This window comes from Brenneria tiliae, from assembly GCF_023347575.1.
Taxonomy (GTDB): Bacteria; Pseudomonadota; Gammaproteobacteria; order Enterobacterales; family Enterobacteriaceae; genus Brenneria; species Brenneria corticis.
The window spans coordinates 110,632-125,647 of record NZ_JAKPCB010000101.1 but is presented as its reverse complement, the minus strand read 5'-3'; the positions used below and the strand labels follow the sequence as shown (position 1 = coordinate 125,647).

Annotated in this window: 16 protein-coding genes; 4 read left to right on the top strand and 12 right to left on the bottom strand. The window is 59.1% G+C overall.

What is annotated here, in order from left to right; translation table 11 throughout:
- Nucleotides 1-23: 23 nt before the first annotated feature.
- From fghA to frmR, 4 genes are all read right to left on the bottom strand, one after another.
- Nucleotides 24-860: an S-formylglutathione hydrolase gene (gene fghA, locus MFP24_RS17525; RefSeq protein WP_249231792.1), complete on the bottom strand. Its 837-nt coding sequence runs from the start codon at nucleotides 858-860 to the stop codon at nucleotides 24-26.
- Between the two features lie 64 nt (nucleotides 861-924).
- The gene (locus tag MFP24_RS17520; protein WP_249231573.1) at nucleotides 925-1,323 is read right to left on the bottom strand and encodes a VOC family protein; all 399 of its coding nucleotides are present in this window, start codon (nucleotides 1,321-1,323) and stop codon (nucleotides 925-927) included.
- A 44-nt stretch (nucleotides 1,324-1,367) separates the two neighbouring features.
- Nucleotides 1,368-2,477 carry an S-(hydroxymethyl)glutathione dehydrogenase gene (gene frmA, locus MFP24_RS17515; protein WP_249231572.1) on the bottom strand — a complete coding sequence of 370 codons (1,110 nt, stop codon included), beginning with the start codon at nucleotides 2,475-2,477 and terminating at the stop codon, nucleotides 1,368-1,370.
- A gap of 34 nt (nucleotides 2,478-2,511) precedes the next feature.
- The gene (gene frmR / locus MFP24_RS17510) at nucleotides 2,512-2,787 is read right to left on the bottom strand and encodes a formaldehyde-responsive transcriptional repressor FrmR (protein ID WP_136164579.1); all 276 of its coding nucleotides are present in this window, start codon (nucleotides 2,785-2,787) and stop codon (nucleotides 2,512-2,514) included.
- A gap of 376 nt (nucleotides 2,788-3,163) precedes the next feature.
- On the opposite strand from frmR, the gene MFP24_RS17505 reads away from it, so the two are divergent.
- The 4 genes from MFP24_RS17505 (at nucleotide 3,164) to MFP24_RS17490 (ending at nucleotide 5,380) form a co-directional block, all read left to right on the top strand.
- Complete coding sequence (locus MFP24_RS17505; RefSeq protein WP_249231571.1) at nucleotides 3,164-3,415, top strand: hypothetical protein; 252 nt, start codon at nucleotides 3,164-3,166, stop codon at nucleotides 3,413-3,415.
- Nucleotides 3,416-3,429: 14 nt separating this feature from the next.
- A complete protein-coding gene (locus MFP24_RS17500; protein WP_249231570.1) occupies nucleotides 3,430-3,756 on the top strand; it encodes an AlbA family DNA-binding domain-containing protein in 327 nt (108 codons plus the stop codon).
- Nucleotides 3,686-4,699 carry a Fic family protein gene (locus tag MFP24_RS17495; protein ID WP_249231569.1) on the top strand — a complete coding sequence of 338 codons (1,014 nt, stop codon included), beginning with the start codon at nucleotides 3,686-3,688 and terminating at the stop codon, nucleotides 4,697-4,699. Before MFP24_RS17500 ends, MFP24_RS17495 begins: the two co-directional genes overlap by 71 nt.
- A gap of 321 nt (nucleotides 4,700-5,020) precedes the next feature.
- Nucleotides 5,021-5,380, top strand: a complete 360-nt coding sequence (locus tag MFP24_RS17490) for a GNAT family N-acetyltransferase (RefSeq protein ID WP_263458531.1) — start codon at nucleotides 5,021-5,023, stop codon at nucleotides 5,378-5,380.
- 155 nt (nucleotides 5,381-5,535) lie between these two features.
- On the opposite strand, the gene MFP24_RS17485 is transcribed toward MFP24_RS17490, so the two are convergent.
- From MFP24_RS17485 to amaB, 8 genes are all read right to left on the bottom strand, one after another.
- Nucleotides 5,536-6,834 carry an aminotransferase-like domain-containing protein gene (locus MFP24_RS17485; protein WP_249231567.1) on the bottom strand — a complete coding sequence of 433 codons (1,299 nt, stop codon included), beginning with the start codon at nucleotides 6,832-6,834 and terminating at the stop codon, nucleotides 5,536-5,538.
- Nucleotides 6,821-8,134, bottom strand: a complete 1,314-nt coding sequence (locus MFP24_RS17480; protein WP_249231566.1) for an NAD(P)/FAD-dependent oxidoreductase — start codon at nucleotides 8,132-8,134, stop codon at nucleotides 6,821-6,823. Before MFP24_RS17480 ends, MFP24_RS17485 begins: the two co-directional genes overlap by 14 nt.
- 39 nt (nucleotides 8,135-8,173) lie before the next feature.
- Nucleotides 8,174-8,890 (bottom strand): ABC transporter ATP-binding protein, encoded by a 717-nt coding sequence (locus MFP24_RS17475; protein ID WP_249231565.1) that lies wholly within the window; start codon nucleotides 8,888-8,890, stop codon nucleotides 8,174-8,176.
- Nucleotides 8,890-9,717, bottom strand: coding sequence for an ABC transporter ATP-binding protein (locus tag MFP24_RS17470; RefSeq protein WP_249231564.1), 828 nt, complete (start codon nucleotides 9,715-9,717; stop codon nucleotides 8,890-8,892). Before MFP24_RS17470 ends, MFP24_RS17475 begins: the two co-directional genes overlap by 1 nt.
- 2 nt (nucleotides 9,718-9,719) lie before the next feature.
- On the bottom strand, nucleotides 9,720-11,012 hold the full coding sequence (gene livM, locus MFP24_RS17465) for a high-affinity branched-chain amino acid ABC transporter permease LivM (protein WP_249231563.1): 1,293 nt from the start codon (nucleotides 11,010-11,012) through the stop codon (nucleotides 9,720-9,722).
- Nucleotides 11,009-11,935, bottom strand: a complete 927-nt coding sequence (locus tag MFP24_RS17460) for an ABC transporter permease subunit (protein WP_249231562.1) — start codon at nucleotides 11,933-11,935, stop codon at nucleotides 11,009-11,011. The genes livM and MFP24_RS17460 overlap by 4 nt, the downstream gene beginning before the upstream one ends.
- Nucleotides 11,936-12,005: 70 nt before the next feature.
- Nucleotides 12,006-13,148: a branched-chain amino acid ABC transporter substrate-binding protein gene (locus MFP24_RS17455; RefSeq protein WP_249231561.1), complete on the bottom strand. Its 1,143-nt coding sequence runs from the start codon at nucleotides 13,146-13,148 to the stop codon at nucleotides 12,006-12,008.
- A gap of 57 nt (nucleotides 13,149-13,205) precedes the next feature.
- Nucleotides 13,206-14,720 (bottom strand): L-piperidine-6-carboxylate dehydrogenase, encoded by a 1,515-nt coding sequence (amaB, locus tag MFP24_RS17450; RefSeq protein ID WP_249231560.1) that lies wholly within the window; start codon nucleotides 14,718-14,720, stop codon nucleotides 13,206-13,208.
- Nucleotides 14,721-15,016 lie beyond the last annotated feature (296 nt).

Genomic DNA, 15,016 nt, shown 5'->3' with positions numbered 1-15,016 from the left:
CATATCTGTGGAAGGAAATCAAATCACCCGATCAGCCTTAGTCTGTTGGCATGATAGGCAATGTGTTCACCAATAAAGGTGGAAATGAAATAATAGCTGTGATCATAACCATTGTGATAACGGATCGTCGCATTAATATTCATCTCATTGCATATTCTCTCAAGACTTTTGGTTCGCAACTGCTCTTCATAAAAAGCGTCGTTCAGTCCCTGATCTATAAGAATTTCCGAAACTCGTTTACCCTGTAAAATGAGGCTAACAGGATCATAGTCTTCCCACGCTTTTCTGTTTTCTCCCAGATAGGCGGAAAAGGCCTGTTGTCCCCACGGCACCTGAGAGGGTGATACGATCGGGGAAAATGCTGATACACTCACATATTCACCGGGATTACGCAGAGCAAGAACCAGTGCGCCTAATCCCCCCATGGAATGACCGGATATAGATTTCCTTTTCGTTGTCGGAAAATGGTTCATGACTGCATCCGGAAGCTCACTCAGAATATAGTCATACATCCTGTAATGTGTCTTCCACGGCAGCTCCGTGGCGTTAAGATAAAAACCGGCACCCTGGCCAAGATCGTAGCTATCGGCATCCGCGACATTATTACCCCGGGGACTGGTATCCGGGGCAACGACGATGATGTTGTGCCGGGCCGCATAACGCTGCATACCAGATTTCGTGATGACATTCTGCTCAGTACAGGTCAGCCCTGAGAGCCAGTACAGCACCGGCAATTTTTCTGTTTCTGCTTTGGGGGGGAGATAAACGCTAACATTTATGTCACAACTGAGGGATTGTGAATAATGCCGGTACACGTTTTGCCAGCCACCAAAGCTGGCATGTTTTTCAATGAGTTCCATCAGCCATTGTCTCATGGTTAATTCCCCTGACCGAGGTCAGGGGAGGTATCTGGTTATCCAGACGTCAGATGAACGTGTAGGCCGTGATTTTGTTACCTGCCGGATCACGCAGGTAGGCAGCATAGGCGCCGGGCAAATGGCCGCGCGGCCCTGGCTGCCCTTCGTCAGTACCACCATGAGCAAGACCTGCGGCATGGAAAGCGTCAACTTCTTCCTGACTTGCTGCAGCGAAGCCGATAGTCACACCATTGCCTGAAGGCACTTCACCGTTTCCTGGTCGCGCAATAATGAATGCCGGCTTTTCGCGACCATAGAGCACCCAGCCATTGCCAAAAGGCCCGAGATTTTTGATGCCAAGAGTACCCAGAACGGCATCGTAAAACGCGGCGGATTTTTCGACATTCGACGCGCCGATGAATACATGAGAAAAAATGCCGTCGCCAGAAATTACAGGTGTTGCCATAATTAACTTCCTTCTGTTTTGGTCTCTTCAAAACCCGGTGGAACTCAGTAATGAATCACCGTCCGGATGGATTTACCTTCGTGCATCAGCTCAAAGGCCTCATTAATTTCATCTAGCGCCATCGTATGGGTCACAAACGGCTCAAGCTCGATGTCGCCTTTCATTGCATCCTCAACCATGCCGGGCAGCTGCGTGCGGCCTTTTACTCCACCAAAAGCGGAACCTTTCCATACCCTGCCGGTTACCAGTTGGAAAGGACGGGTGGAAATCTCCTGCCCGGCACCCGCCACGCCGATAACCACTGACTGACCCCAGCCCCGGTGGGCACTTTCCAGTGCTGCACGCATGACGTTAACGTTACCGATACATTCAAAGGTATGATCAATACCCCACTTGTTGATATCCAGAAGAACATCCTTAATCGGTTTGTCATGGTCGTTCGGATTAATGCAGTCGGTGGCGCCGAACTGTCGGGCCAGGTTAAATTTTGTCGGGTTGGTATCGATAGCGATGATACGTCCCGCTTTTGCCTGACGGGCCCCCTGGACTGCAGCCAGGCCAATCGCGCCAAGACCAAAAATGGCAACAGAATCACCCGGCTGCACTTTTGCCGTGTTGTGGACGGCGCCAATACCGGTAGTCACCCCACATCCCAGTAGACAGACATGCTCATGGTTTGCCGCCGGGTTAATTTTTGCCAGAGAAACCTCGGCCACTACGGTGTATTCACTGAAGGTTGAGCATCCCATGTAGTGGTAAAGTGGCTGGCCATTGTAAGAAAAACGGGTTGTACCGTCAGGCATCAGACCTTTACCCTGAGTCTCACGAACCGATACGCAGAGGTTGGTTTTCCCGGACTGACAGAACTCACACTCTCCGCATTCGGCGGTGTAAAGAGGAATAACATGGTCACCCGGCTTAACGCTGGTAACACCTTCCCCCACTTCAACAACGACTCCGGCCCCTTCGTGCCCAAGCACAACAGGGAAAACACCCTCTGGGTCATTACCGGAGAGGGTAAATGCATCGGTATGGCAGACACCAGTGTGGGTGTTTTTAATCAGCACCTCGCCTTTTTTTGGTGGTGCAACATCAATTTCAACAATTTCCAGGGGCTTCCCCGGTGCAAATGCAACGGCGGCACGTGATTTCATGTGTAATTTTTCCTCAATGTGGTAATGGTCTCAGCTATTTAAGATAGGCACGAACCAGTTCAATCGTATCGTCAACCGATTTACTGACTTCGTGGCTGTAGCTGTCATTCTGGTCAAAGGTTTCACGTATGTGGCTCTCGAGAACCTCCGCCATCAGTCCGTTAGCCGCACCGCGGACGGCGGCTATCTGCTGGAGAACGGAACGGCATTCAGCACCATTTTCAAGCGCTCTTTCCAGGGCATCAATCTGACCGCGAATACGGCGAACCCGGGTGAGAACCTTTTTTTTCTCTTGCGGAGTACTGGGCATTTCTTACCTCATCATTTTTGACTCCACATACTATAGGTGAGTATATATTACATGTCAACATATACTCCTCTATAGTATGTGAGACATAAAAGAGTGCAAATATCTCTAAAACCGAATTGTTAACGTGATGCAGGAACTAGTTGGGTATCAATATCGGGGGATGCAGACAGAAAGGAGCTCTGCCTGCAAAACAAGAGATATATACGAAGTTCGGGGACATGACGTCTCCCCAGAGGCTGTGGACATTATGAAGCGCGCCGGCGTCTAGGACGCGCGCCGTACAGATATCAGGAATTGCACTCGGTCAACATTGAGCAGGTGGTTTCCTTCATCATGGAGCACTTCCGGCTCTACGTCATGCGGGCGCGCCAAGGAGATGGTCGTCACCGGTTCACGGCTTGCCGCCGTCAAGTACAAGCTGGCATTCGTACTGGATGGCGAAGTAGCATTGCGCTACTTGCAGGTGCAGGAGGCAAACGAAGAGGGTTCCAGGCGGTGGATTTCTACAATCTGTCCGCCATTATTTCCGTTGTCTATCGAATCAATTATTGTTGCTGGACAAGATCATTTTTCTGATTTCAACATCCACCGGGCAATTTGCAACACCAGCGAATTGTTCACCGAATGAGGATAATGTTACCAATGACCGAAGCCGAACTCCTGCACCAACTGGCTCTCGGCGAAGACAGCCGCCACCAGTTCAAACGCGACGCCACTAATGCCGATAGTATGGCCGCTGAGTTGGCAGCTTTTTCCAACAGTGGCGGCGGCCGGTTGTTTATCGGCGTAGCGGATGATGGTTCGGTGGTGGGGTTAGATGCTGGCGCCGTGCGACGTCTGAATCAGTTGCTAAGCAATGCCGCCTCGCAGCATGTGCGCCCGCGAAGAGATGCAGCGTATGTTCCAACTCGCCGGCTTGGTCCATGCAGATGTGGTGCCGATAGCCGGTACGTCGTCGGCAGATATTGATGACAAGGCTTTCCATGACTATTTCAATCGCCGTTACGGTCAGGATGTCGAGTTGGCTGACCGGCCGCTGGAACAATTGCTGCAAAACCTCAGTCTGAGCGATGGACGCGAATTGAACCTGACCGGACTGATGTTATTCGGCCACCAACCGCAGCGTTGGCGGCCTGCTTTCGAAGTCAAAGCCGTCGCTTTCCCCGGCACAGCGCTGCACGATACCCGCTACCTGGACAGCGAAGACATCGGCGGCACATTGCTGGAGCAATACCAGCGCAGCTTCGCCTTTATCCGCCGTAACCTGCGTCATGTACAGGCCGGACGAGGCTTCAATACGCTAGGGAAACTGGAAATTCCGGAACAGACGCTGGAAGAGTTATTGGTCAATGCGCTGATTCACCGCGACTATTTCACCAGCGCTTCTATTCGCCTGATGGTATTCGCCGATCGGGTGGAAATCATCAGTCCCGGCCATCTGCCCGACAGCCTGAGCACCGAGGCCATTCGTCGCGGGGCCACTAACCGGCGTAACCCCACGCTGACCGAGCATGCCGTACATATCCTGCCCTACCGCGGCCTGGGCACCGGGATTCCCCGTGCATTGCAGGATTGGCCGGCCACCGATCTTCTCGACGATGTAGCGGCTAACCAGTTCCGCGTGGTTATCCAGCGACCACTGGCAAAAACAGTTACCGGGGAAGTTACCGGGGAAGTATTGCGATTACTGACGGTAATGCAAGGGGAAATGAAGCGGTCGGACATTCAGGGCGCGCTGGGATTGAAGCATGAAGATCACTTCCGCAATACCTATCTTCTCCCGGCGCTAACGGGCGGATTTATAGAAATGACGGTTCCGGACAAACCCAGAAGTAGTCGACAAAGGTATCGACTTACGGCGGCGGGCAAAAACTGGTTGGCGCAGCAGAATTCAGGAGGAGATCGTGCATAAGACGGTCCATTTAATCAAACCGACCGACAAAGAGAATCGCCATGTGTAAAATCCGTAACATATTAAGACGGCGCTTTGAGGTCGCCTCGTCTTTCCGCCAGATAACCGATATCCTGTCGTGGCAAACAGACGGCCACTATTATTTGCCATGATCGCTCCAACCTTATCCACTGACAGGCTAATATTGCGTCCGCTGGTACTTGAGGATGCGCCTGCGATACAGCAACAGGCTGGCGATCCCCGCGTTGCTGTATGGACCGCCAGCTTCACGTCGCCCTTTAGCCGCGAACAGAGCGTTAACTCAATCGCGCGATAAATGCCATGCAGACGGAGCGAGCCATCACCCTGGCGATAATATTGCGATCGTCAATGAACTTAATTGGCGTCGTCAATCTAAGATTGCCCGAAAATGAGACGCCTTATCTGGGTTACTGGCTGGGCGCGGCATACTGGGGAAAAGGTTATTGTACCGAGGCGGTGCTAGAAGTACTTCGCTATGGTTTCAGCCGACTCGGGCTACAACGGATTAACGCCCGGTGTTACGACAATAATGTCGCTTCAGAAAAAGTCATGCGGCGTTGCGGCATGCGAAAAGAACCAGAATCGCCGGTGACGGAGGAGATTAACGGTCGCCGGGTAAGGCTGGTGAATTACAGCATAACCTGCAATGAGTTGATGTAATTTTCCTCGGTTAATACCGCTCCCAGCGCAAAACGTATCAACGCCGTCGACAGACAAAGGTCCCAAACCGAAACCATTCACTCCCCATACGATGACACTTTATTGCAATTTGATGATGCCAGCCGGATTCATAAACCGATCAACACCCCGCCTGATTATCCGCCGGCAACCTCCTCATAAGCCTGGGCGAGGCGATTCACGCCTTCGATGATATCCGGGATTTTGGGCGCGGCGAAGGACAGGCGCATGGCGCCGGTCGGGCGGGCATCCGGGTAGAAGGCCTTGCCGGGCACATAGAGCACGCCCCGGCGCACGCCGGCGTGGAACAGCGCTTCCGCGTCGACGTGCGCGACGTTCTCTACCCACAGAAACATGCCGCCCTGGGGCGGCGTCAGGCGCAGGCGCGTTCCGAGCCTGCCGCGCAGCGCGTCCACCAGCGCGGACATGCGGGCGTGATATTCCTGCGAGGCGCGCGCCACGCCTGCCGCATAGCGGCCCGACTGGAGATAAGCGACCGCGACGGACTGCGCCAGCGTCGAGGTGCACAAGTCCGCGGTTTGCTTGGCGATGGCGCACCGGCGGTACAGCTCCGGCGAGGCGACCATCCAGCCGATACGCAGTCCGGGGGAAACCGTTTTCGACAGGCTGGAGAGATATACCACCGGCGCGTCCTCTTCCTGAGTCTGCCGGGCTATCTCATACAGCGTGGGCAAGGCGTCGTCGCTGAAACGCAGTTCGCCATACGGGTCGTCCTCCACGATCAGGAAGCCGTGCCGGCGGGCCAGTTCGACGAGTTTACGCCGCCGCGCCAGCGACAACAGCGATCCCGACGGATTGGAGAACGAGGGAACCAGATAGAGCAGTTTCGGCGCCTCTTGCGGATTTTCCCGCAGCCGGGCTTCCAGCGCCGCCACATCCAGACCCTGTTCGTCCGTGGGGACGGACAGCAGGTTGGCGCCGGCCAGCCGCAGGGCCTGGATGGCGGCGGGATAGGCGGGCGTCTCGATCAATACGCTATCGCCAGGTTCGATCAGCACGCGGATCAGCAGATCGAAAGCCTGCTGCGATCCGGTGGTCACCAGAATCTCCGCCGCAGAACTGCGTATGCCGCGCGTCGCGAGCAATTCGGCAATGCCGCCGCGCAACGCGGGAGAGCCTTCCGTCGCGCCATACTGCAGGCTGCTTACCCTATCCTGCAACGCCTGCGCGGCGGCCTGTCCCAGGCCTTCGGCATCGAACAGCTCGGGAGAAGGATAGCCGCCGGCGAAGGAGATCATGCCGGGCCGGTTAAGGTAGGGAAACAGTTCGCGGATCGGCGAACCTGACGGGCTGATGAAATTTCTGGCGAAAGAAATCATGGCTGAATCCTGGCAAAAGAAGTCATGCCGGCGGCGGTCGAACGCCGCCGGCGAGCTCAAACGGGCAAAGGCGCCGCATCGGTTAGAAACGGGCATCCATAAAATGCACCAGGGAAGCGCCCTGTTCGTACATCTGGTTTCTGATGCCGCGCAGCGATGCCGATGCCGTGGTGGTAACCGGCAGCGGCATATCCTGTTCGCCGGCCTGCTCCAGCACCAGCCTGGCCATTTCCCGGCCGAGCGTGGTGCCGGGAGCGATGCCGCGGCCGTTGTAACCGCAGAAGGTGTAGGTGTCGCGCGCCAGTTTGTGCAGACGCGGCAGGTTGTCGTTCGTCATGCCGATCTCGCCGTACCATTCGTACTCGAAAGGGATATCCTGCAACTGCGGATATAGCTTGGTCAGCGCGCGGCGCCCCCACTGGTGATGCACGCTAAGGCCGTGGCCGCGCAGCGCGCCCACGCTGCCGAATACCAGACGGCCCTGCTGGTCGAAACGGAAGGAGGAGAGCACCGTCCTGGTGTCCCACGCGCCTTCACGATTGGGCAGGATCTCGCGCTGCTGTTCGGCCGTCAGGGGCCGGGTGGCGAAGTTGAAGTAGGGAAGGTAGACCAGTTCATTGCACAGCTGGCCCCATGGGCTCTCTTCAAGGGTATAGGATTCGGTGGCCACCACCACCTTGCGCGCGCTGACCGTACCGCTGCCGGAGGTGCGCAGCTCCCAGTGCGTACCCGCGTCATGTATTTGCGTGACCGGGGTTGCGGTATAGATCTGCGCCCCTTCGCGCAGCGCCGCCTGGGCCAGACCGCGCACATAGCCCAGCGGCTGGACGGTGCCGGTGCGGCGGTCGAACAGCGAACCGGCATAGGCGCGGGTGCCGGTTCGGCGCGCCGTTTCCTCGGCGTCGAGCACTTCCACCGGCGCGCCCCGATCGGCCCATTGGCGGCAGCGTTCCCGAATCTCCCGCAGCCCCCGCGAGCCCACGGCGCAGTGTATCGTGCCGTTGTGCACGGCCTCGCATTCAATGTCATAGTTTTTGATAAGTTCATAAACCAGATCGGGCGCGTCGCCCAGCAGGTTCAGAAGACGGCCGCCATAATGCGCCCCCAGCGTGCGGGTAAGGATTTCCGGCATCACCCACATACCGGCGTTGACCAGCCCGACGTTGCGCCCCGAGCCGCCGTAACCGATGCCTTTGGCTTCCAGCACCGCAACGACGGCGCCGCCTTTGGCGCAGTGCAGCGCGGTGGACAATCCCGTATATCCCGCGCCAATCACCGCGATATCCACATCCAGATGCGTAGTAAGCGCAGCGGTCTGCGGAGCCGGCGGCGCGGAGGCTTCCCACAAGCCGAAGGAAAGGGGATCGCTTTGCATAGACGTCGCTTTATCAAACATGGTTCTAACCCTCTCAAAAATGCCAACGGTGAAAATCGGTTAATGGCCGCTTAAATAAGCCTTACGTACATCGGGATTGTTGAGCAGCGCCCGTCCGCTGCCTTCCAGACAAATGGCGCCGTTGACCAGCACGTAGCCCCTATCCGCCAGCGAGAGCGCCTGATTGGCGTTTTGCTCGACCAGAAAAATGGTGCTGCCCGCCGCGGCGATGCGCTTAAGGGCGCGAAAGACGTCGGCGATGATCAGCGGCGCCAGCCCCAGAGAGGGTTCGTCCAGCAGAATCATGCGCGGGCGCCCCATCAGGGCGCGGGCAATCGCCAGCATCTGCTGTTCGCCGCCGGACATGGTGCCGGCGCTCTGATAACGGCGTTCCTGCAAGCGGGGAAACAGTTCGAACATCGCCTTGAGATCCTGCGCGTAATGGCGCATGCCCACGGCAACCGTTCCCATCAGCAGGTTCTCTTCCACCGTCATCGCCGGGAAAATGCGCCGCCCTTCCGGCACCTGGGCCAACCCCAGGCGCGCCACCTGATACGACGGCAGAGCGGTGATCTCCCGACCGGCGAAAAAGATCTGGCCGCCGCGCGCCCTGGGCTGGCCGAAAATCGTCATCAGCAGGGTGGATTTGCCCGCGCCGTTGGCGCCGATCAACGCCACGATTTCCCCTTCGTTTACCTGCAGCGAAATATTGCGCAGCGCCTGCACCGGCCCGTAGCCGGAGTCCAGGCCGCGAATGTCCAGCAACGGAGCGCTCATCATGGTTCCTCCCGCTGAAGATCTTCGGCCGGCGCGCCGAGGTAGGCCTCGATCACCACCGGCGAATTGGCGACGTGATCGGGCTTGCCCTGATCGATTACCCGTCCGTAGCTGAGCACCACGATGTGGTCGCAGATGTTCATCACCAGCTCCATATCGTGTTCGATCAGCAGGACGGTGACGCCGTGCTCATCGCGCAGTCGGCGAATCAGCGCCGCCAGCTCCGCGGTCTCGCGCGGGTTTAATCCCGCGGCCGGTTCGTCCAGACAAATCAGCGTCGGGTTGGTGCACATGGCGCGCGCGATTTCCAGCCGGCGCTGATGACCGTAGGGCAGTTCGCCTGCCAGCCGGCCGGCGCTGTCGAGCAGACCAACGCGCTCCAGCCATTCGCAGGCCGTGGCGATGGCCCGCTTTTCGGCGTTGCGGTAGCCGGGGGTGCTCAGTATCCCCGCCAGCAGGTTGTGATTGCGCTGCTGATGCTGAGCCACCACCAGGTTTTCCAGCACCGTCATTTCCTTGAATAAACGGATGTTCTGGAAGGTGCGGGCGATACCGGCGCGGGCCACGCTGTGCGTGCCGCCCAGGATGGAACGCATCAAGGCGCCGACTTCGCTGATGCCGCGCGGCGTCGATAGCCAAATCTGGCCGTCGGTGGGGCGATAGAAGCCGGTGACGCAGTTGAAGACGGTGGTCTTGCCGGCGCCGTTTGGTCCGATAAGCGCGGTGATCGCGTTGCGGCGGACGTTGAAATTCACATCGGTCAGGGCCTTGATGCCGCCAAACTGCATCCCCAGACCGGACACTTCGAGAAGATAGGCAGGTTCCATATTCAACCTCGCGGAAGTTCAATCACCGGACGACGGGTGGCGATCAGGCCGCGAGGCCGCCAGATCATCATCAACACCATCAGCAGGCCGAAGAGCAGGATGCGGTAGTCGGCGAAGTCGCGCAGCAGTTCCGGCGCCAGCGTGAGGGCGAAGGCCGCGATAATCACGCCGGTAATGGACCCCAGGCCGCCCAGCACGATAATCGCCAGAATCAGCGCCGACTCGAAAAAGGTGAAAGAGCTGGGATTGACGAATCCCTGGTAGCTGGCGAAGAACACGCCGGCGATGCCGCCGGTCATCGCCCCGATGATAAAAGCCGACAGCTTGACCGTGACGTGGTTAATCCCCAGCGAGCGACAGGCGACCTCGTCTTCGCGCAGCGCCTCCCAGGCTTGCCCCATCGGCATGCGGCGCAGACGATCCACCACGAACACCATCAGCGCGACCACCGCGACCAGCACCATGTAGATAAACAGATAGCGCGTGTTGGGGTTATAGGGGAGCCCCATGACTTCGTGGAACGGCACGCCGCCGTCCCTGGCCACGCGGAAGAACTCCATGCCGAACAGCGTGGGAGCCGGCGCCTGGATCCCGTTTGGGCCGCCGGTGACGTCCACCCAGTTGGTGAGCACCAGGCGGATGATTTCGCCGAATCCCAGGGTCACGATCGCCAGATAGTCGCCGTGCGTTCGCAGTACCGGAAAGGCCAGCAGGCCGCCCAGGATGGCTGCCGCAATGGGAGACAGCACCAGCGCCGTCCAGAAATCCAGCCCGAAAAACTGGTGTCCCAGCGCCAGCAGGTAAGCGCCCAGGGCGTAAAACCCGACGTAGCCCAGATCCAGCAGTCCCGCCAGCCCCACCACGATATTCAGCCCCAGCCCCAGCAACACGTAGATCAGCGCCAGAATAATCGCCTTGACCAGATAAGAGCTGTTCTCCATCAGGAAGGGCGCCACGGCGAGAACGATGACCGTCAGCAGTATCAGTACCAGATGCTGACGCCGGGAAGCGGGAACGGTGCGGACCCGCATGGATTTGTCCTTTTTGCGTTGCAGCCAGGCGCGCCCCAGCGGCGAAAGCCACAGCGCACGAAATAACCCGCGACCCGCCGTCACTATCGCGGACAGGATCAGCGGCCGGTGCCAGTCCGGAATAAAGTCGAAGCCGCTCAGCCGCAACCCGGTTATCGGGCCGAATACCACCATCGAAATCACGAAGGTGGCCGCCAGGTCGAGCGCGAAAGCACGCGCCGTAACGGCGGGCCTGGCGGAATGGGAAGCAGAAGATAGAGTCATACTTTCTCCACGGCGGGTTTACCGAACAGACCGCTGGGCTTGAATACCAGCACGATGATAAGTACCGAAAAGGCGAATACGTCCTTGTAATCGGAGCTGACGAATCCGGCGAAAACCGACTCCAGCAGGCCCAGCAGTAAGCCGCCGAGCAGCGCGCCGGGCAGCGAACCGATGCCGCCCAGCACCGCGGCGGTAAAGGCCTTGATACCGATGACGAAACCTATCGAGAAATCGAAGGAGCCGTAGTTGAGGGTGACCAGCAGGCCGGCGATGGCGGCCATCACCGCGCCGATGACGAATACCAGGGAAATGATGTAGCGGGTGTTGATGCCCAGCAGTACGGCCATCCGCGGATCCTGCTGGGTCGCGCGGCAGGAGCGTCCCAGCGGGGTTTTGGCGATAATCCAGGTCAGGAGCGTCATGCTGGCGGCGGAGACCAGAATAATCAGCGTCTGCGGATAGGTGATCTGTACGGAATTGCCGGGCTCGGACCCCAGCTGCAGGACGAACGCCCCCTTCAGTATCGTCGGAATGCCTTGCAGGTTCGGCCCCTGGGACAGCTGCACATAGGACTGAAGGAACAGCGACACGCCGATGGCCGAGATCAGGGGCGCAAGCCGGGTGGACTGCTGCAGCGGCCGGTAGGCCACCCGTTCGATCACCCAGCCATAGGTGCCGGTGACCAGCACCACCGCCGCCAGCGTGATCAGCAGCATCGGCAGTACCGAACTGATGCCGAAATAGGCGCACAGGCTCAGGGCGATGGCGGTGACGTAGGCCGAAACCATATACACGTCGCCATGGGCGAAATTGATCATGCCGATCACGCCGTACACCATCGTATAGCCGACGGCGATCAGACCGTAAATAGCGCCAAGGACCAGGCCATTGACTAACTGCTGGAGAAAAATATGCAAATCCATTGAATAACTCTCGCTGTGGGCGGGAGGCCCAAGAGCCTCCCAGAACGGCTGAGCAGCCTGGAACTACGCGCTACGGGGCATTGCCGGCAATCTTCGAATAGCTCCCGTCGGCCTTCCACTGGTAAACCACGTAGTCGGCGCTGTTCAGGTCGCCGTTGGCGTCCCAGGATTTGGTTCCCAGCACGGTCTGCACCTGATTCTTTTTCAACCAGTCGGCCAACTCGGCGCCGCTGGTGCTCTGGGCCCCCTTGAGCGCGGCGGCGACGGTTTGCACCCCGGCGTAGGAATAGAGGGTGAAGCCTTCCGGCTCATAGCCCACCTGCCGGAGCTTTTGCACCACGGCCTGTCCCTCCGGCTTTTCGCGCGGATCGTCGCCGAAGGTGATGAGCATGCCGTTCACGTTGGCGCCGCCGCCCGCGGAGGTGAGCAACGCCTTATCCGCCAGGCCGTCGCCGCCCATAAACACCGCCTTCACCCCCTGTTCGCGCAGCTGGCGCAGCAGCGCGCCGCCTTCGGCCGTCAGGCCGCCGAAATAGACCACGTCCACATTGGCGCCTTTGATCTTGGTGACCAGCGAGTTGAAATCCTTTTCGCCGCGGCTCAGTCCTTCATAAAGCACTTCCCTGACGCCCAAAGCGTTCAGCCGCGCCTTGGTCGCATCGGCCAGACCTTTGCCGTAGGTATCCTTGTCGTGGACGATGGCCACGCGCGCCGCCTTGAGCTCCCGCACGATGTAATCGCCGGCGATATCCCCCTGCTGATCGTCACGTCCGCATACCCGCATGACATTGGGCAGCTTGCGGGTGGTGACCAAAGGGTTGGTGGAGCCGGGCGTCACCATCAGCACGTCGGCTTCGGCATAGGTGTCGGAGGCCGGAATGGTGCTGGACGAGCAGAAATGGCCGACCACGCCGACGACTTTATCCCGCTCGGCCAGCCTGGAGGCGACCGACACCGCCTGTTTGGGATCGCAGGCGTCATCGGCCACCACCAGCTCCAGTTTTTTGCCGTTGACGCCGCCGGCCTGGTTGATGTCTTCAACGGCCGCCGCCGCCCCGCGGCGCAGTTGTTCGCCGAAGCTGGCGTTGGCGCCGGTCATCGGGCCGGCTACGGCGATTTTCAGCGTGGACTGGGCCCAGCCGGGCGCGCAGGCCAAGGCAAGCGCGGCGACGGTCAGCCCGATGGTGGTGCGGCGAATGGTGGAAAATGACATGGCAAACTTCCTTATATAGGTTGGCAGATGACTATCCGGCGGCGCAGCGGCTCGCGCTTAAATATCGAAGCGCACGCCCTGGGCCAGCGGTAACTCACGGGAGTAATTGACCGTATTCGTCGCCCTGCGCATATAGTTGCGCCAGGCGTCCGAGCCCGATTCACGGCCGCCTCCGGTCTCCTTCTCGCCGCCGAAAGCGCCGCCGATCTCCGCCCCGGAGGTGCCGATATTCACATTGGCGATACCGCAGTCCGAACCGCCGGCGGACACGAAGGTCTCTGCCTCGCGCAGATCGTTGGTGAAAAGCGCGGAGGAGAGTCCCTGGGAAACCGCGTTTTGCAGCGCCAGCGCGTCGGCGTAGTCGTCGTAGCTCAGTACGTACAGGATGGGGGCGAAGGTTTCGCGGCGTACGGAGTCCGTCTGCGCCGGCATCTCGATAATCGCCGGCCGGACGTAGTAGGCATCCGGGAACTCCGCCTGCAGTACGCGCTCCCCGCCGAAGACCTCGCCGCCTTCCGCGCGCGCCGCCTGGATGGCCGACTGCATGCCGTCGAACGCCGCGCGGTCGATGAGCGGGCCGATCAGCGTCTCCTGTCGCAGCGGATTACCGATGGGCAGCTTCGCATAGGCATTTTTGAGCCGCGTCACCAGTTCGTCGCGGATGTCGGCATGCACGATCAGCCGGCGGGTGCTGGTGCAGCGCTGCCCGGCGGTTCCCACGGCGGCGAAGAGAATGCCGCGCACCGCCAGGTCGAGGTCGGCGGAGGGCGTAACGATCACCGCATTGTTGCCGCCCAGCTCAAGCAGGCTGCGGCCGAAGCGGGCCGCCACGCGCGGACCGACCTCGCGCCCCATGCGGGTGCTGCCGGTGGCGGAGATCAGCGCCACGTCGGGATGGTCCGTCAGCGCCTCGCCGACGTCGCGCAGCCCCGGCAGCACCAGGCTCAACCCTTCCGGCGCCTCGCCAAAACGCCTGGCGGCCCGCTCGAACATCGCCTGGCAGGCCAGCGCGGTCAAAGGCGTCTTTTCAGAGGGTTTCCAGACCACCGGATCGCCGCATACCACGGCCAGCGCGAAATTCCACGACCACACCGCGGTCGGGAAGTTGAAAGCGCTGATCACCCCCACCACGCCCAGCGGATGCCAGGTTTCCATCATGCGGTGGCCGGGACGCTCGGAGGCGATGGTCAGGCCGTACAGCTGTCGGGACAGGCCCACGGCGAAATCGCAGATATCGATCATCTCCTGCACTTCGCCCCGGCCCTCGGTGAGGATCTTGCCCGCTTCCAGCGAGATCAGGCTGCCCAACGCCTCCTTCCCGGCGCGCAGCTCATCGCCGAGCAGGCGGATCAGCTCGCCGCGACGCGGCGCAGGGACGTCGCGCCACGTTTTGAACGCCTCAACGGCGCGCGCCACGCCGTCCCGCAGTTCGTCCGGCGTGGCGCGACGAACCTGCGCAATGATGGAGCCGTCGATGGGGGAGCGTACCGGCAGATCGCCGTCGGTAATAAGATCCGGCGCAACGCCGAGCTGTGACAGTAAGGATTGGACCTGGATAGCTGTTTGACTCATAAAATACTCGCTTAGAGATCGCTTTGGCATATCAACGCCAATGATTTATCATAATGAAAAAAGTTTCCTATAAGGCACACAAAGAAAAGCAAACTTCATGCCATGAATCCATTTAGGAGTAATAGCTATCAGCCTTACTAACGCCATCGGCTATGATTTATCTGGGAATAATGGAAAAATAAGAGCGGATGGTGCACAAACGCCTGGGTAAGGAAATGAATTTCTGATTTAATCGGCAACGACGGTTTGCCCCGTTTTGGGGCGAAAAGTTGACTTTTAGCGCACTCAGCCACATA

What these genes read in the sequence shown, in the direction of transcription:
- MFP24_RS17490 (WP_263458531.1), top strand. Translation starts at nt 5,021, where the DNA reads ATGCAGACGGAGCGAGCCATCACCCTGGCGATAATATTGCGATCGTCA.
- frmA (WP_249231572.1), bottom strand. Translation starts at nt 2,477, where the DNA reads ATGAAATCACGTGCCGCCGTTGCATTTGCACCGGGGAAGCCCCTGGAA.
- MFP24_RS17500 (WP_249231570.1), top strand. Translation starts at nt 3,430, where the DNA reads ATGACCGAAGCCGAACTCCTGCACCAACTGGCTCTCGGCGAAGACAGC.
- MFP24_RS17485 (WP_249231567.1), bottom strand. Translation starts at nt 6,834, where the DNA reads ATGCCCGTTTCTAACCGATGCGGCGCCTTTGCCCGTTTGAGCTCGCCG.
- MFP24_RS17495 (WP_249231569.1), top strand. Translation starts at nt 3,686, where the DNA reads ATGTTCCAACTCGCCGGCTTGGTCCATGCAGATGTGGTGCCGATAGCC.
- MFP24_RS17475 (WP_249231565.1), bottom strand. Translation starts at nt 8,890, where the DNA reads ATGAGCGCTCCGTTGCTGGACATTCGCGGCCTGGACTCCGGCTACGGG.
- MFP24_RS17480 (WP_249231566.1), bottom strand. Translation starts at nt 8,134, where the DNA reads ATGTTTGATAAAGCGACGTCTATGCAAAGCGATCCCCTTTCCTTCGGC.
- frmR (WP_136164579.1), bottom strand. Translation starts at nt 2,787, where the DNA reads ATGCCCAGTACTCCGCAAGAGAAAAAAAAGGTTCTCACCCGGGTTCGC.
- MFP24_RS17455 (WP_249231561.1), bottom strand. Translation starts at nt 13,148, where the DNA reads ATGTCATTTTCCACCATTCGCCGCACCACCATCGGGCTGACCGTCGCC.
- MFP24_RS17520 (WP_249231573.1), bottom strand. Translation starts at nt 1,323, where the DNA reads ATGGCAACACCTGTAATTTCTGGCGACGGCATTTTTTCTCATGTATTC.
- amaB (WP_249231560.1), bottom strand. Translation starts at nt 14,720, where the DNA reads ATGAGTCAAACAGCTATCCAGGTCCAATCCTTACTGTCACAGCTCGGC.
- MFP24_RS17460 (WP_249231562.1), bottom strand. Translation starts at nt 11,935, where the DNA reads ATGGATTTGCATATTTTTCTCCAGCAGTTAGTCAATGGCCTGGTCCTT.
- fghA (WP_249231792.1), bottom strand. Translation starts at nt 860, where the DNA reads ATGGAACTCATTGAAAAACATGCCAGCTTTGGTGGCTGGCAAAACGTG.
- MFP24_RS17505 (WP_249231571.1), top strand. Translation starts at nt 3,164, where the DNA reads ATGGTCGTCACCGGTTCACGGCTTGCCGCCGTCAAGTACAAGCTGGCA.
- MFP24_RS17470 (WP_249231564.1), bottom strand. Translation starts at nt 9,717, where the DNA reads ATGGAACCTGCCTATCTTCTCGAAGTGTCCGGTCTGGGGATGCAGTTT.
- livM (WP_249231563.1), bottom strand. Translation starts at nt 11,012, where the DNA reads ATGACTCTATCTTCTGCTTCCCATTCCGCCAGGCCCGCCGTTACGGCG.